Origin of the sequence: Ureibacillus endophyticus, from assembly GCF_003628435.1 — a bacterium.
Taxonomy (GTDB): domain Bacteria; phylum Bacillota; class Bacilli; order Bacillales_A; family Planococcaceae; genus Ureibacillus; species Ureibacillus endophyticus.
Genome location: NZ_RBZN01000001.1, coordinates 1 through 15,112, shown reverse-complemented (window position 1 = coordinate 15,112; position 15,112 = coordinate 1). Strand labels below are relative to the sequence as shown.

The window sequence follows — 15,112 nt, the reverse complement described above, 5'->3', positions numbered from 1 at the left end:
TTAAAAGTTTAAAAATTAAAAAATAATTTATGAATAGTATAGATTATTTAATTCAATGTGTTATACTATTTTTGAAATTAAACAAACATCCCATGCAGTGGGAATTCTGAAAAAAGGATGGTATTTAATCGATGAATTCAGTAGAAATTGCGAATGAACTGAAGGAATTATTAAACGGCGAGAATATTAAAGTTCAACTATCAGTACCACAATTAGTGGAAAAAGCTACATCACGTGGAGAAGCAGCTCTAACTGTTGACGGTGCAATCGTTGCTGAAACAGGTAAATATACAGGACGTTCTCCGAAAGATAAATATTTCGTAGAAGAAGAGAGCACAAAAGACAAAATCGATTGGGGCAGTGTAAACCGCGCGATTTCTGCTGAAGTGTTCGATAACCTATATCTTAAAGTTGTAAATTACTTAAAAGAAAAAGATGAGCTTTATGTATTCAAAGGATTTGCTGGCGCTGATAAGGATTCACAACTTTCAATTCAAGTAGTGAACGAATATGCTTGGCACAATCTTTTCTGTCATCAATTATTCATCCGTCCAACAGAAGAAGAACTTGCTTCTCATGTTGCAGAATTTACTATTGTTGCAGCACCAACATTTAAAGCAGACCCAGCTGTAGATGGTACAGCTTCTGAAACATTTATTATTGTATCATTAGAAAAGAAAATAATCCTAATCGGTGGTACTGAATATGCTGGTGAGATGAAAAAATCTATCTTCACTATCATGAACTATTTACTACCTGAACGCAATATTTTCTCAATGCACTGTTCAGCAAACGTTGGCGAAGCTGGCGATGTTGCACTATTCTTCGGTTTATCAGGAACAGGTAAAACAACATTATCTGCAGACAAAAACCGTAAATTAATCGGTGACGATGAACACGGATGGTCAGATAACGGTGTATTCAATATTGAAGGTGGATGTTATGCAAAAACAATTAACCTTTCACCTGAAAAAGAACCTGAAATCTACAATGCAATTCGTTTCGGTTCTGTTTTAGAAAACGTTGTAGTAGATCCAGAAACTCGTATTCCAGATTATGATGATGGTTCATTAACTGAAAATACGCGTGTTGCTTACCCAATCGATTATATCGAAAACATTGTAACACCATCAGTTGCAGGTCATCCAAAAACGATCGTATTTTTAACTGCTGATGCATTTGGTGTATTACCTCCAATCAGTAAGTTAACAAAAGAGCAAGCGATGTATCACTTCTTAAGTGGTTTCACATCAAAATTAGCAGGTACAGAACGTGGAGTAACTTCTCCAGAACCAGTATTCTCTACATGCTTCGGTGCACCATTCTTACCATTACCAGCAACTCGTTATGCGGAAATGTTAGGTGAAAAAATTGACGAACATGGTTCACAAGTATTTTTAGTAAACACTGGTTGGACTGGTGGAGAATACGGCGTAGGAAGCCGTATGAAACTTTCATATACACGTGCAATGGTTCGTGCTGCAATTGACGGTAAACTTAACAATGTTGCTACAACTCAAGATGCAGTATTTGGATTACACATTCCAACTGAAATTGAAGGAGTTCCTAGCGAAGTATTAAATCCAAGAGATGCTTGGTCAGATAAAGCTGCATACGATGCAAAAGCTGCATACTTAGCAGACTTATTCAAAGAAAACTTCAAAAAGTTCTCTAATGTTTCAGAAGAAATTTTGAAAAATGGCGGACCTTTAGTATAATATAGTTAGACAAAAGTCGACATAACGTTTTATAAACTTTATATCATAAATAAAGAGCCATTTCCTTTTGAGGAAATGGCTCTTTCAATTTTATCTACTTCTCATCCACTCACATAATGCTTTTACTGTTTTACGATTGACATTAGGCGGATAATGATGTCCTAACCCAGAAGAGTACCATGTTTCTACTTGTTTATTTTCTTCGATTAACTTTTGCTCGAGGTCATAGGATTGATTAATACTTACATTCTCATCTTCTGTACCATGAATAAGGAGTACAGGTGCATTAATATCATTTACTTTAAATAACGGTGTTCTTTCATCAAACTTTTCTTGCTCTTTATTTGGAGAACCACCGATAATCCGTTTTAATGTTCTTCTCATGTCTACACGTTCCATATACATGCTTGTTACACTAGAAACCCCTGCCCATGTAACAACTGATTTAATATCATCTCGTAAAATGGCAGTCCATAATGCCATTAAACCACCTCTAGAAAAGCCAAAGAGATGAATCTCATTTTTATCAACAAATTTCTTCAACACCTCTGCTGCATACACGGCATCATATCGATCTTCACCTGCAATCTCATCTCTTCCCTCTCCTCCCCGATTTCCACGGTAATAAGGAGCAAAAACAACAAATCCTTGGCATGCAAATTGAGCAATACGCGAAGGACGCACCATGCCGATAGATTGTAACCCACCTCTTAGATAAAGTAATGCATCATAATTCCCTTCTAACTTCGGTTTTGCTAGTAATCCCTTTACCCTAAGTCCCTGCGACCAATACAAGATTTCAAACAACTCGACATTCGGATTAGGTGAAGGATAACTTCGAATAGTTTCAATACTACCATTGTCTTTCATGATTTTTCACTTCCTGTAGCATCTTTTTCATTCCTGCATCTTTCATATAAAAACTTAAATTTGGTTCATTCCATAATTCATCTATCGTAAGCCAAGTCATTCCTAATGTTTCATGCTCTTCAATGAATTCATCTATTCTTTCTACTTTCCCAGTAAACACGGCTTTACAAAATGGTTCTTTATCATATACAACATAGTAGGCAAACCATTTTAAATCTGTAATATGTACTGCTGTTTCTTCGTAAACTTCTCTTACTGCAGCTTCTTGTAATGTTTCACCCGGTTCAACTTTTCCACCGGGAAACTCTACCCCACGTTTTTTATTAATAGTACAAAGCCATTTACCATCTTTTTGCACTAACACTAAAACATGTTTTGGCTCTATTTCAAACGGTCCCTCATCGAATCGTAAATCTACTTTACAGCCTTGTTCATCAATAAAAGAAAACATCCCTTCGTTCAACTCCTACGTACGTTTAATAATAATGGTACAACCCACTAAAGATACTCATAGTCTATCGAAGGGATGTTTCATAATCAATGGAAATAAGGTAATTGTTCAACAAACTGTTTTGTATTTTCATCACCAAATTCATGAATGAGCGCATAAAGTTTTTTTAGTCTTGTATCAATTTCATCATTTTCTTCATCTAAATGATAGGGAATATACGGCAAATGAGCACGTACCAAATTATGAAACTCCAATGAATTTAACTGTAGAAATAAATGTTCAAATATTTTTGCCTTATCGCTATCCATCTTAAGTTTAAATTCACATGATTCTCCTAAAGGGACATAACTATATGTTTGATTTGCCACATTTACATAAATTGTAGTATCGATAGTAATCACTCCTTTTAGGTAAGTATGTTGCGAACGAATCGGAGCTATTCAACAAAGTAAAACACGGCCCATAAAATTGAGCCGTGTTTTGTAATTATTGGTTATTCCCTAAGAAAGCAGATAACATCCAAGTGTGTTTTTCTAGGCTTTGATATGTGGCATTTAACATATCCTCTGTACGATCATCGCCCTCTTCAGAAGCTTGTTCCATCGCTTCTTTTAAATAAGCCATAATTGTTTTAAAATCGGAAATTGTCGTTTGTACCATTTCCTCTGTAGATTCTGAACCTGTTGCTTCTTTAATATGAGACAATTCAAGATGTTCAACCATTGTCGCAACTGGTTTTCCACCTTTAGAAAGAATACGTTCTGCTACTTCGTCTAAATTTAATGTTACCTCATTATAAAGTTCTTCAAATTTTGCATGAAGTGTAAAGAATGATGGACCTGTTACATACCAATGATAATTGTGTAACTTTGTGTAAAGCACTGACCAAGTTGCTACTAAATCATTTAATTGTTCAATTAATGTTTTATTTGCCATGTAAATCACCTCATAATTATTATTTAATGAAAACTAATTTCATTTAAATTATAACCTGATAATATTTTGGATAAATTGTCTATAATTTGAAATTTTTATTTCCCTTCAAATCATATCACCTATACTATGTCCCAATTTTAATCATTTAAACATGATGAAGAATATTGACATAAAGTTCATAATCCAAATGTTCGCGATAATAGAAATTATTTTATACTATAATTATAGAGGTGAAAGCATTGAATATTACATTAGCAATTATCGTTTTAGTCGGAGTTATATATTTTATTTTAATAATTGGTGCAATTATTTTTATTAAAAACAAGAAAAAAGGATTTTTTACACAAACGGTTGATCCAAAACCAGAACAAAGTCTGCAAACTCATGAGGAGTTAAAAGACAAATGAAATATTTTTTTATTTGGTTAATACAGTTTTACCGTAAATTTATTTCGCCTATGACGCCACCTTCTTGCCGTTTTTATCCTACATGTTCTCATTACGGTTTAGAAGCTTTTCAAAAACATGGTGCAATAAAGGGATTAATTCTAACAGTTACGCGCATTTTAAAATGTCATCCTTTGCATCCTGGTGGAATTGATCCGGTTCCTGACAAATGGCCTTCGAAAAAAAAATAGATTCGAAGGCTTTTTTTATTGTCTTTTTTTTCAACTTCCTGTATTATTGAGAATGTTAAAAATATAAATCGTAATAATTACTATTTAGAAAGGTGTGAAAATTATTGAAAAAGTTTTCAATTTTGTTGTTATTTTCACTATTATCACTTGTTTTAGTAGCATGCAATAACAGTACGACTACAGAAGAAAAAACGACAACAGCAGACGATTCTAATAAACTTAAAATATATACAACCGTTTATCCTTTAAGTTATTTTACACAAGAAATTGGTGGAGATTTTGTAGAGGTTTCTTCGATTTACCCACCTGGTACTAATGAACATACTTTTGAACCGACTCAAAAAGATATGATGCTTCTTGCAGATTCAGACCTTTTCTTTTATATTGGACTTGGATTAGAAGGGTTTGTTGAAAATGCTCAAAAGACTCTAGCTAAGGAAAATGTAAAACTAATCGCAACAGCTGATTCAATCGCTGAAGAACATTTACATACATCTGCTGTTGAAGAACATCATGAAGACCATGACCACCACGAGGGAGAACATGACGACCACGACCACGGAGATATTGATCCCCACGTTTGGTTATCACCAATCATTGCAAAAGATTTAGCACTATCAATTAAAAATGAACTTATTACCGCATTACCAGAACAAGAAGAATACTTTAACGACAACTATAATCAATTAATCTCGGAATTAGATTCATTAAATTCCGATTTTGAAAAAATGGCAGCTAGTGCATCAAACAAAACATTCTTTGTATCTCATGCTTCATTCGGTTATATCGCTGGTCAATATGGTTTAGAGCAAGTTGCCATTGCTGGTCTTAACTCTCAAAGCGAGCCTTCACAAAAAGAACTGATGGAAATTGTTGATTTAGCAAAAGAATTAAACATTAAATATGTTTTATTCGAACAAAATGTCTCTTCAAAACTATCAACAATCATTCAAAATGAAGTAGGAGCAAAAGCCCTTACTCTTCATAATTTGAGCGTTTTAACAGAAAGTGATATTAACAACAACGAAACTTATTTCACTTTAATGAAAAAGAATATTGAGACTTTACAAGAAGCGTTGAATTAATATTGAGGCTGGGACAAAAGTGATTTTCAAAAATATTAAGTAAATTATTAGTATTGAAAATCTACTTTTCAGAAAAAGTTGATTGAAATGGAGTGTGACTGAGTGTAGCTGACGGCATTCGCCTTTCGCTACAGAGCACAGCTTCCTGCGGGAACAGCACGAGCCGAAAATCCATTTTTGCCGGCGTTAGACGGCAAAAATTAGTTGAGGCTGTGCCCGCGGAAAGCGTTCACACGGAATGGAAATCAACTTTCTCTACATCAAAAAAACAACATTTTCACTTAAGAAAAATGTTGTTTTTTATGTTTTCCCCCAACCGCTAAATTAAATCTTTTAACTTTCTTCTTAATAATTTATTAGACCCATTCCGTGGTAATTCGGATACAATATAGAATTTCTTAGGAACCTTATACTTCGCTAATTTTTCAAAACAATATTTTTGAAGTTCTTCCTCACGAATATCAGATTTTAGAACAATAAACGCTATCGGTACTTGTCCCCAAACCTCATCTTCTATTCCACAAACACCCGCTTCACGAATAGCATCATGACCCATCAAAACATTTTCGACTTCAGCAGGATATATATTTTCACCACCAGAAATTATTAAATCTGAACGGCGGTCTACCACATATATATATCCTTCTTCATCCAAATAACCAATATCCCCAGTATGTAACCAACCATCAATTGTTGGACTTTTGTCAGTAAAACGGCCAATATAGCCTGGCGTTACATGAGGACCTCGAATAAGGATTTCTCCCTCTTTTCCTTGTTCCTTTGAATCAATTTTAATTTGATTAAAGAATAAAGGCTTACCCACTGATCCCAATTTTCTAAGTGCATCTTTATTAGTTAGTGTGGCTGTTTGAGAAGAAGTCTCCGTCATCCCATATGTTTGGCATAGGGAGATACCTAGGCTATGTGCACGTTCTAGATACTTCTTTGGTACAGGTCCACCTCCAGCGAGCATCACTTTAAACTTCGGTGAAGCTTTTAACTGATGTTCTTCTAAACCATGTAAGATTCTTTCTAACATTACCGCAACAACAGACATATGCGTGACTTTACCTTCTGCAATATCCTGCACGGCACCTTCCTTATCAAACTTTTCATATAGCTTCACTGCATTTCCATATAGTAATGAACGTACAAGGATAGAAAACCCACTAATATGGAATAATGGAAGCGCACAAAGCCATACATCTTCTTCTGTTAGACCAATGTTTAAAACAGAAGATAATGCACTTGATTGGTGATTTCCAACCGTTTGACGTACGCCTTTTGGAAAACCAGTTGTGCCGGAAGTATACATAATTGTTATAGTTTGATCAACTGGCCAATCAGCTGCTATATCAATAGCTATAGCATTACTTTCTTCAACAGTAGAAAAGTTAAGTTTCTGAATATGTTCTGGTAGTAAGTCGATATCCGCTTCATCAACTAATACAACTTCTACTTCTGCATCTTGTATTTGATATTCAAGTTCTGATTTTGATAATTTTCGATTCAACATGACCATTTCACATTGAAGATGCATACAACCATACATCATAAATATTAGACGAGGTTGACTTGGGCCTAATACTGCAATTCGTTGTTTTTGTCGAATGCCATTTGCTACAAGTTGCCCTGCTCTGTTCAATGAAATCTGTTTTAATTGTTCAAATGTCCAACTATTACCGTTAAATATTAGACCAACCCGATTAGGAGTTAGAAAAGCTCTTTGTAAAATCCAATTCGGATACATATTAATCCCTCCACTAATATTTTAACACTATATAGAACAGTAAGTGCTGACTTTAACTCAAGATTGTGTTATGAAGAAAGTAAAAAGGTGTCCAAAAAAGTTTTACGTTTTGGACACCTCTCGATTCTTAAGAAAAATTAATATGGTATTTATTTTTCCCTTTTTCTTTCACGTTATATAAAGACTCATCAGCACGATTAACAAAATAAGATATATCCTTGAATTTTGTTGTACAAATGGTAGCACCAATGCTAGATGTAATTGTTATTTCTTTCTTATCCGTAACAATTGTCTCCATTGTCGCTTGTTGAATCTTGTAGATAAACTTTTTAACATCAACCTCTGACTTTACATGTTTTAAGATAACAATAAATTCATCGCCACCAAGTCTTGATGCTACCCCATCAGTTCCTACGATTGCTTGTACTCGTTTTGCAAACTCCTTTATTACTTGGTCACCCGTTTCATGGCCGCATCGATCGTTAATATATTTAAAATCATCGATATCAAAGAAAAGTAGTGAAAAATATTTGTCTTCCATATTTAACTTCTCAATCGCTTCTCTTAAACATTTTTCAAAATAACGTCGATTTGGTAAACCAGTTAAAGAATCATGGTAAGCTAAGTATGTTAATTTTTCTTCATTCTCTTTTTGCAATGTAATGTCTCTCGCTACTAAAACGATATGTTTAAATCTTTCATTATCAAAAACAGGAGTTCCTGAAAGTTGCGTCCATATCCATCCTCTTGTCATATGAAGAGCTTTTAAAGTAATACTAAAGGGTACACCATTTTCGATAGCATTATTGAAGCATTGGTCAAGTAATTCAAGGTAATCTGGATGGATGTTAAAAAAAGGTTCTTTATTAAAATAGTCCCTCTTTGGATCAAAATCGAACATTGTTTTACTGGAGGGAGAAATATATATATAGTTTTTTTGGTCGTCCATTAGAATAATGACATCTTGGACACTTTCTGCGATTATTTTAAAGTTTAGTTGGCTTTCACGATACATGCTAGATAAGTAATCAACAACTCGTACATCTTTTAATACTAGAAATAATCCATTTTCTATAGCAGTTTCTTCCATTGGAATAAATTTCACAACACAGGGAATATGCTCACCATTTTTGTGAATAAATACAAACTTACTTTCTTTTGAACTCCCTTTTATTGCAAGTTCAAAACATTCGATTACCTCTTGTTTATCTTCCTCAACAACATAGTCCCAAATACTTGTATGTATTACTTCTTGAAGTGTATAGCCACTTAATTTTTCTACTGCAATGTTTCCATCATAAATAATTCCATTAATATTTAGTGTTATGATAGCATCTGTATTTAACTTAAAAAGAGATTGATAATCTATTTTCGATGTTGCATTGATAAGTAATTGATCCATTTAATGCCGCTCCTACATTATTAAAAACACTTTTACACATTGCTACTAATTATTACTATAACACTAAATAAAAAAACCGTCTCAACAAATATGAAACGGTTTAGTAACTATTTTATGGGAATCTTGGGAATTGACCAAAGTCTGGTTTACGTTTTTCTTTAAACGCATCGCGACCTTCTTTAGCTTCATCAGTTGTGTAGTAAAGAAGTGTAGCGTCACCAGCAATTTGTTGTAAACCTGCTAATCCATCAGTATCAGCGTTCATAGCAGCTTTTAAGAAGCGAAGAGCAGTTGGTGACATTTCAAGCATTTCTTCACACCATTTAACTGTTTCATCTTCCAGTTGTTCGTAAGGTACTACAGTGTTTACTAAGCCCATTTCAAGTGCTTGTTGCGCATCATATTGACGGCATAAGTACCAAATTTCACGAGCTTTTTTATGACCAACGATACGTGCTAGATAGCCTGAACCGTAACCTGCATCAAATGAACCAACTTTTGGTCCAGTTTGACCGAAGATAGCATTGTCTGCAGCAATTGATAAGTCACATACTACATGTAATACATGACCTCCACCAATTGCATATCCAGCTACCATCGCTACAACTGGTTTTGGAATTACACGAATTAAACGTTGTAAATCTAATACGTTTAGACGAGGAATTTCGTCATCACCTACATATCCGCCATGGCCGCGAACTTTTTGGTCGCCACCTGAACAGAATGCTTTTTCACCTTCACCAGTTAAGATGATTGCGCCAATATTTTTATCATCTCTTGCACGAGAAAATGCATCAATCATTTCCTCAACTGTTTTTGGACGGAAAGCATTACGTACTTCTGGACGATTAATCGTAATTTTAGCAATACCGTTATAGAACTCATACTTAATATCTTCGTAAGTATGTAAACTAGTCCATTCACGAGTCATTTAATTACCCCCTTTTTTCTTTAAGACATCCTTTACTATTGTAGCAAATAATGTCGGATTTTCCACATGAATTGCATGTCCAACATCACGAATCTCTACATGATTTGCAATTGGTAATAATTTCACCATTTCCTGAGCGATTTTACAGAACTTCTCATCAATTGATCCTGTAATCAATGTAACTGGTAAGGTAATGTCGCTTAAACTTGTCCAAAGGGATTTTTGTGCTCCTGTACCCATTCCACGTAAACTATTCGCTAAGCCGATTTCCTTTTGAGATAACCGTTCTTCTCGGATTTTTTTCTGTACTTCTGTGGGAAGTTTTTTTTGAGACTCGAACAGAGGGATATTCTCCCACTTTTCTACAAAGGATTGTAAGCCATTTTGCAATATTTCATCGGCTAATTTCTCATCTGAAATACGGCGTGACTCACGTTCTTGTTCTGTTTTCAATCCTGGTGAAGCACTTTCTAAAATGAGATGATTTACCTTATTTGGATAGTTGGCAACATATGATAATGCAACACGTCCACCTAATGAGTATCCAAGTAATGTGAAGTTCGATAAATGTAGCTCTTTAAATAGTTCATGGAGAACTTCTACTTGTTCTTCCATTGAGTACATTGCTACTTCGGTTGGTGCATCTGATAAGCCATGTCCTATTAAATCGACTGCTACAATTCGATAGTGATTCGGGATTAGTTGTGCAACCTTATTCCAAGTAGCAACACTTCCTGTAAAGCCGTGGAGCAAAACAATTATATCTGTCGCTTCTTCATTCCAGCAACGAAAATTGATGTTTATTCCTTTTACAATCATTGCTCTAACTCCTCAGAAATACGTTGCCATAAATTTCGATGGGCGGTTACATTTTGACCACGATCCGTAAAGATTTCAACTAATCGTAATGGCTTTTCTCTTTCACTATCCAAGAACTTTCCAAATTCATTGAGGTCTTTAATTTGGACATATTCCATATCATACATTTTCGCGACTTCTTCAAATTGAAGAGCAGTTGGTGTGCCAAATAAGTCTTCATAATATTGTTCAACAGTTGATTGAGAAAGATACGAGAAAATTCCTCCCCCATCATTATTCAATACAATGACAGTAATACGACATTGCTGATAACGTGTGGCAATTAACGCATTCACATCATGTAAAAATGCTAAGTCTCCAATTAATAAAAACATCTCTCTATCATTTCTACCTTGGCTAAATCCAAGGGCAGTTGACATTACACCATCAATTCCGTTTGCTCCGCGATTTGCAAAGACTTGTAAATCTTTCTCAGTTGGAAGTAAGAATGTATCAATATCGCGAATTGGCATACTGCTACTAACAAATAAATCACTTTTATTCGGAAGGTTTTCAATGATATTACGAACAATTGCACCTTCATCTGTCTCAACTTCTGTATAGCATTGGATATGTTTTCGTGCAATTTTTTCAGCTTTTTGCCACTCAGCAAAATAACCAAAATCAATCGTATTCTCTATTTGCAAGTCTTTTAGCCAACTACCAATATTAGCATGGATAAAATGTGTGGACACTGCTGTTGAATCTCTAAACATCGGATCTTCATCGATGACTATATAATTCTTTGGCATCGATTCCGTTAAAAAGATCGATAAAAATTTCGAAACGGGTTGCGCACCAAAGCGAATAACCGTATCAGGTATCACCTTTTCCTTGAATGCTTTATTTTTTAATATTGCATCATATGTAGAGATGATATATTGTTCACAATCATCAGGTACATTCCCGCGCATATTCGATAAGCTTTCAATTAAAACTGGCCATTTTAGTTTACGTATAAAGGACCACAATTGTTGTAAATCAGTACCTAATGCGAGTTCACCAATAATCACAAAACCTTTCATTGTTTCATTGATAGTAGCTGTGAACATGTCCGTAGCTGCTTTTGATGGTACTAATTGACCCGTAAAACTACTTTTAAAATTCCCTTCTACTAATTCCTCTTGGAAATCAATTAATAATGGCTCACGGAAAGGTACGTTAAAGTGAACAGGACCAAATGGACATGTTTTTGCTATCGTCACTCCACGTACTATATGGCGTTCGATAAATGGCAATGTTTGTGGAGCTTCATCTGGTATTGGAAACTCCACTGACCATTTCACTTGCTCACCGTATAATCGGATTTGATTAATGGCTTGTGGCGCCCCTACTTCACGTAACTCATGTGGGCGATCTGCCGTTATCACAATTAAAGGGATACGTGCATATTTTGCCTCAACAATGGCAGGATAATAATTTGCTGCTGCGGTACCAGAAGTACATAATAATACAACAGGTCGTCCTTTTGCCTTCGCTATTCCAAGAGCAAAAAATGCTGCAGAACGTTCATCTACTTGACGATATGTTTTTATTTTTTTAGTAGATGCAAAAGCATAGGCAAGTGGTGTAGAACGTGATCCAGGACTAATAACTACATCTTTTACGCCATTTTGAATTAATGATGCAACCATTTTATAAACATATTGGGATAAAATTTCACGCTCACTCACTCAGTTGTCCTCCTAAAGCTCGAATCATTGGACGGAATTTAACTAGAGTCTCTTCATATTCGGAAACTGGCTCTGAGTCTGCTACAATACCGCCACCAGCGTATAAATAAGCCTTATCCTTAATAAGTGCCGCTGAACGAATCGCAACAGCAAATTCACCATTTCCTTCTGCATCCAACCATCCAATAGGAGCTGCATATAAACCGCGATTCATCGTTTCATATTTTCGAATAATTGACAATGCACCTTCACGAGGAACGCCACCTAAAGCTGGTGTTGGATGTAAATCTTTCACAAGCTGTAATATTGTCGCATTTGGCTTCAATTTTCCTTCAACTGGTGTATATAAATGCTGGATATCACGAATTTTTAAAAGCTTCGGATGTTTCGGCACTTTGAATTCGGTACAATTTTTTTCGAATGTATCAGCAATCATTTCAACCACATAACGATGTTCCCCGAGATTTTTTGAATCATTTAATAAATTGTCCCCAAGCTGCTTATCTTCATCTGCTGTTTTTCCTCGTTTTATTGAACCCGCCACACAAGAAGAATAAGCATATCCATTCTTCACTTTAACCAGTCGTTCCGGTGATGCCCCAAAGAATAATAATTCATACTGTTCTAATCCAAATAAATAACTTTCTGGTTGCTCATTGATCACATGTGATAATACTTGAGGTGATGATAAGGTCTCAGCAAAATCCATTTCTAATGACCTTGCAATAACAACCTTTTCAGCCTTTTTATCTTTAATTAAGGACGTTACTTTTTCAATAGATTGTAAATAATCCTGCTTTTTTAATTCCATATATTTTGTCATTACTGGCTTTTCATAAGTCTTCAATTCTTTCACTTGCGCAGCGTGAATTAAATGGTCTCGTTCCACACGCATTGCATCAAATTCTTGTAGACTATTTGCTTTATCTGTTACTAAATGAATACTGATATATGCTTTGTCATTACGAATAACAAGCTGATATGTAGCAACGGCAAACAAACTTTGTGGGAAACCATCCCATTCACCAGTTTTTGTATTTTCCGGATCAAAGGTAAAGCCTCCAAATAAAATTGGCTGAGGCTCGCTTTCTTCTTTAATTATATTTTTCGTTAATTCTCGCCATTCTTCTTCAATTTGGTCAAATCGATTATCACCTGCATTATTTTTAATAACGTACGCGTGGCCGAGTCCAACCAATGTTAATGTTTTTTCACGGTTTTGCCAAAAAAAGCGTTTTCCTTTATATTTCTGCTCACCAGCAGCAAAAAATGCTAATGCTGATAGTCGACTTACTTCTATTGTTTCAATGTAGAAGGTTTGCGCTCTATTTATATTTCCTACTTCTACTTCAGTGGATTGTAGCCACTTCTGATGCATGAAATTTCCCTCCGTTAAAAAGCAATAAAATACAACTCGACCCATTTGGACGAGTTGATGTTTTACTTATGGGGTTTAATATTCCCTTAAAGATAACAGAAATGCTTCATCTGCTTGTAATAAATAAACTAAAACTTTTCACTATCTATTCTATCACAACATCCAAGTCGCATATAGAATATTGCAATCATGACTTTGAGTATTTTGAGTGTAATTTTATCCATTAAAAAAATGCGCTAGGAAAAAACTCTAACGAATTCCAATTTCCGAGAGATATTTCAAAAATCCTTTACTTGCCATAGTCTCAATTTCACTTTGTGTAAAAGTTTTAGATAGTGCACTTGTGATATTTTGATATTCAGAAGCATTTGTTAATTGTTCAACAGTTAAATCAATACCATCAAAATCAGATCCAAACCCAATACGTTCTACACCTACGAGGGCTGCTATATGGGTAATATGCTTTATTAAATCATCTATCGTTGTAACCTCTTTACTCTTCTTAACAAAAGGCGGATAAAAAACTACATGGATTCGTCCCCCATGTTGAACAAGCTGTTTTATTTGATCATCGCTTAAATTCCTTGGATGGTCACATAGAGCTCTTGCATTACAATGACTAGCAATTAAATGTTTGGCTAATGGAAGTAAGTCATCAAAGCCTTGTTTATTTAAGTGAGCAACATCAATAATGACATCGTGTTCATTCAGTAATTCAATTACTTGTTTTGCAAATGGTTTTAGTCCTTTATCAGGAGATTCTGATGCACCATATCCAACAGCATTTTCATAATTCCAAGTTAAGCCTACTAATTTTACACCGGCATCTAATAACAATTTCAACTTATAGAGATCATCGCCAATACAATCACATCCCTCTAAGCTTAACACTGCTCCTATTTGCCCATCCTGTAGCTCGTTTAATTGCTTCCAATTTGTAATATGGACCATCTCTGGTTCATTTAATACTTTAGTTTGAAATGCTTCTACTTGTCTCAACGCTTCAGTAAATTTCTGTTCTTGTGGGATGTGTGGTTCAATAAAAATCGCAAATATTTGGACTTTCACGTTACCCCTTTGTAAATTTTCTAGGCTAGCATGTAATCGGGAATCGTTACGAAACTGCACATCCTCCAACCTAGAAAGTTTTTCTAAAACATCACAATGCAAATCAATTATTTCCATTTGTTCATCACCTCATTTAATAGTTATGAGCATTTTGATAATAATATTTTGTTCGCTTCTTCACCATAAATATAGATAAAATAGTTTAATTAAATCTTATAAAATAAAGGTCCTTTTTCAATTGTTGGGGTAAGAAATGAGAGGACAAGAAAACTTGGATATTTGATATACTATTCTGCCATCCATTTCTTCTGAAGCGTAGCGAAGAAGGAATGGATGGCAGAACGCGCGCGTTCAT

Annotated in this window: 15 protein-coding genes; 4 read left to right on the top strand and 11 right to left on the bottom strand. The window is 34.9% G+C overall.

Features of this window, described 5'->3' with window-relative positions; all coding sequences use genetic code 11:
• The first annotated feature begins 131 nt into the window (after positions 1-131).
• Positions 132-1,718: a phosphoenolpyruvate carboxykinase (ATP) gene (pckA, locus tag D8M03_RS00070; protein WP_121212636.1), complete on the top strand. Its 1,587-nt coding sequence runs from the start codon at positions 132-134 to the stop codon at positions 1,716-1,718.
• Positions 1,719-1,808: 90 nt separating this feature from the next.
• On the opposite strand, the gene D8M03_RS00065 is transcribed toward pckA, so the two are convergent.
• From D8M03_RS00065 to D8M03_RS00050, 4 genes are all read right to left on the bottom strand, one after another.
• Positions 1,809-2,588, bottom strand: a complete 780-nt coding sequence (locus D8M03_RS00065; protein WP_121212635.1) for an alpha/beta hydrolase family protein — start codon at positions 2,586-2,588, stop codon at positions 1,809-1,811.
• A complete protein-coding gene (locus tag D8M03_RS00060; protein ID WP_121212634.1) occupies positions 2,572-3,039 on the bottom strand; it encodes an NUDIX domain-containing protein in 468 nt (155 codons plus the stop codon). Before D8M03_RS00060 ends, D8M03_RS00065 begins: the two co-directional genes overlap by 17 nt.
• 86 nt (positions 3,040-3,125) lie before the next feature.
• Positions 3,126-3,278 carry a hypothetical protein gene (locus D8M03_RS17855; RefSeq protein WP_245987366.1) on the bottom strand — a complete coding sequence of 51 codons (153 nt, stop codon included), beginning with the start codon at positions 3,276-3,278 and terminating at the stop codon, positions 3,126-3,128.
• A gap of 247 nt (positions 3,279-3,525) precedes the next feature.
• Entirely contained in the window at positions 3,526-3,975 is a 450-nt protein-coding gene (locus D8M03_RS00050) for a Dps family protein (protein WP_121212632.1), read from the bottom strand.
• A 239-nt stretch (positions 3,976-4,214) separates the two neighbouring features.
• On the opposite strand from D8M03_RS00050, the gene D8M03_RS17615 reads away from it, so the two are divergent.
• From D8M03_RS17615 to D8M03_RS00040, 3 genes are all read left to right on the top strand, one after another.
• Complete coding sequence (locus D8M03_RS17615) at positions 4,215-4,382, top strand: hypothetical protein (protein ID WP_170148356.1); 168 nt, start codon at positions 4,215-4,217, stop codon at positions 4,380-4,382.
• Positions 4,379-4,612, top strand: coding sequence for a membrane protein insertion efficiency factor YidD (yidD, locus tag D8M03_RS00045; protein ID WP_121212631.1), 234 nt, complete (start codon positions 4,379-4,381; stop codon positions 4,610-4,612). Before D8M03_RS17615 ends, yidD begins: the two co-directional genes overlap by 4 nt.
• Positions 4,613-4,716: 104 nt before the next feature.
• A complete protein-coding gene (locus D8M03_RS00040; protein ID WP_121212630.1) occupies positions 4,717-5,697 on the top strand; it encodes a metal ABC transporter solute-binding protein, Zn/Mn family in 981 nt (326 codons plus the stop codon).
• 319 nt (positions 5,698-6,016) lie between these two features.
• Here the strand turns inward: D8M03_RS00040 and D8M03_RS00035 are convergent, their stop codons facing one another.
• The 7 genes from D8M03_RS00035 to D8M03_RS00005 all read right to left on the bottom strand — a co-directional run bounded on the left by D8M03_RS00035 (position 6,017) and on the right by D8M03_RS00005 (position 14,874).
• Positions 6,017-7,447 (bottom strand): o-succinylbenzoate--CoA ligase, encoded by a 1,431-nt coding sequence (locus tag D8M03_RS00035; protein WP_121212629.1) that lies wholly within the window; start codon positions 7,445-7,447, stop codon positions 6,017-6,019.
• A 127-nt stretch (positions 7,448-7,574) separates the two neighbouring features.
• Positions 7,575-8,849, bottom strand: coding sequence for a sensor domain-containing diguanylate cyclase (locus D8M03_RS00030; RefSeq protein WP_121212628.1), 1,275 nt, complete (start codon positions 8,847-8,849; stop codon positions 7,575-7,577).
• A 112-nt stretch (positions 8,850-8,961) separates the two neighbouring features.
• Positions 8,962-9,780, bottom strand: a complete 819-nt coding sequence (menB, locus tag D8M03_RS00025; protein ID WP_121212627.1) for a 1,4-dihydroxy-2-naphthoyl-CoA synthase — start codon at positions 9,778-9,780, stop codon at positions 8,962-8,964.
• Positions 9,781-10,599, bottom strand: a complete 819-nt coding sequence (menH, locus tag D8M03_RS00020) for a 2-succinyl-6-hydroxy-2,4-cyclohexadiene-1-carboxylate synthase (protein ID WP_121212626.1) — start codon at positions 10,597-10,599, stop codon at positions 9,781-9,783.
• A complete protein-coding gene (gene menD / locus D8M03_RS00015; RefSeq protein ID WP_121212625.1) occupies positions 10,596-12,311 on the bottom strand; it encodes a 2-succinyl-5-enolpyruvyl-6-hydroxy-3-cyclohexene-1-carboxylic-acid synthase in 1,716 nt (571 codons plus the stop codon). Before menD ends, menH begins: the two co-directional genes overlap by 4 nt.
• Complete coding sequence (locus tag D8M03_RS00010; protein WP_121212624.1) at positions 12,304-13,689, bottom strand: isochorismate synthase; 1,386 nt, start codon at positions 13,687-13,689, stop codon at positions 12,304-12,306. Before D8M03_RS00010 ends, menD begins: the two co-directional genes overlap by 8 nt.
• Positions 13,690-13,938: 249 nt before the next feature.
• On the bottom strand, positions 13,939-14,874 hold the full coding sequence (locus tag D8M03_RS00005; RefSeq protein ID WP_121212623.1) for a dipeptidase: 936 nt from the start codon (positions 14,872-14,874) through the stop codon (positions 13,939-13,941).
• Between the last annotated feature and the right edge of the window lie 238 nt (positions 14,875-15,112).

Coding starts and splice junctions, on each gene's coding strand:
- menH (WP_121212626.1), bottom strand. CDS start 10,599: ATGATTGTAAAAGGAATAAACATCAATTTTCGTTGCTGGAATGAAGAA.
- D8M03_RS00010 (WP_121212624.1), bottom strand. CDS start 13,689: ATGCATCAGAAGTGGCTACAATCCACTGAAGTAGAAGTAGGAAATATA.
- D8M03_RS00060 (WP_121212634.1), bottom strand. CDS start 3,039: ATGTTTTCTTTTATTGATGAACAAGGCTGTAAAGTAGATTTACGATTC.
- menB (WP_121212627.1), bottom strand. CDS start 9,780: ATGACTCGTGAATGGACTAGTTTACATACTTACGAAGATATTAAGTAT.
- D8M03_RS00065 (WP_121212635.1), bottom strand. CDS start 2,588: ATGAAAGACAATGGTAGTATTGAAACTATTCGAAGTTATCCTTCACCT.
- D8M03_RS00050 (WP_121212632.1), bottom strand. CDS start 3,975: ATGGCAAATAAAACATTAATTGAACAATTAAATGATTTAGTAGCAACT.
- yidD (WP_121212631.1), top strand. CDS start 4,379: ATGAAATATTTTTTTATTTGGTTAATACAGTTTTACCGTAAATTTATT.
- pckA (WP_121212636.1), top strand. CDS start 132: ATGAATTCAGTAGAAATTGCGAATGAACTGAAGGAATTATTAAACGGC.
- D8M03_RS00030 (WP_121212628.1), bottom strand. CDS start 8,849: ATGGATCAATTACTTATCAATGCAACATCGAAAATAGATTATCAATCT.
- D8M03_RS00005 (WP_121212623.1), bottom strand. CDS start 14,874: ATGGAAATAATTGATTTGCATTGTGATGTTTTAGAAAAACTTTCTAGG.
- D8M03_RS00035 (WP_121212629.1), bottom strand. CDS start 7,447: ATGTATCCGAATTGGATTTTACAAAGAGCTTTTCTAACTCCTAATCGG.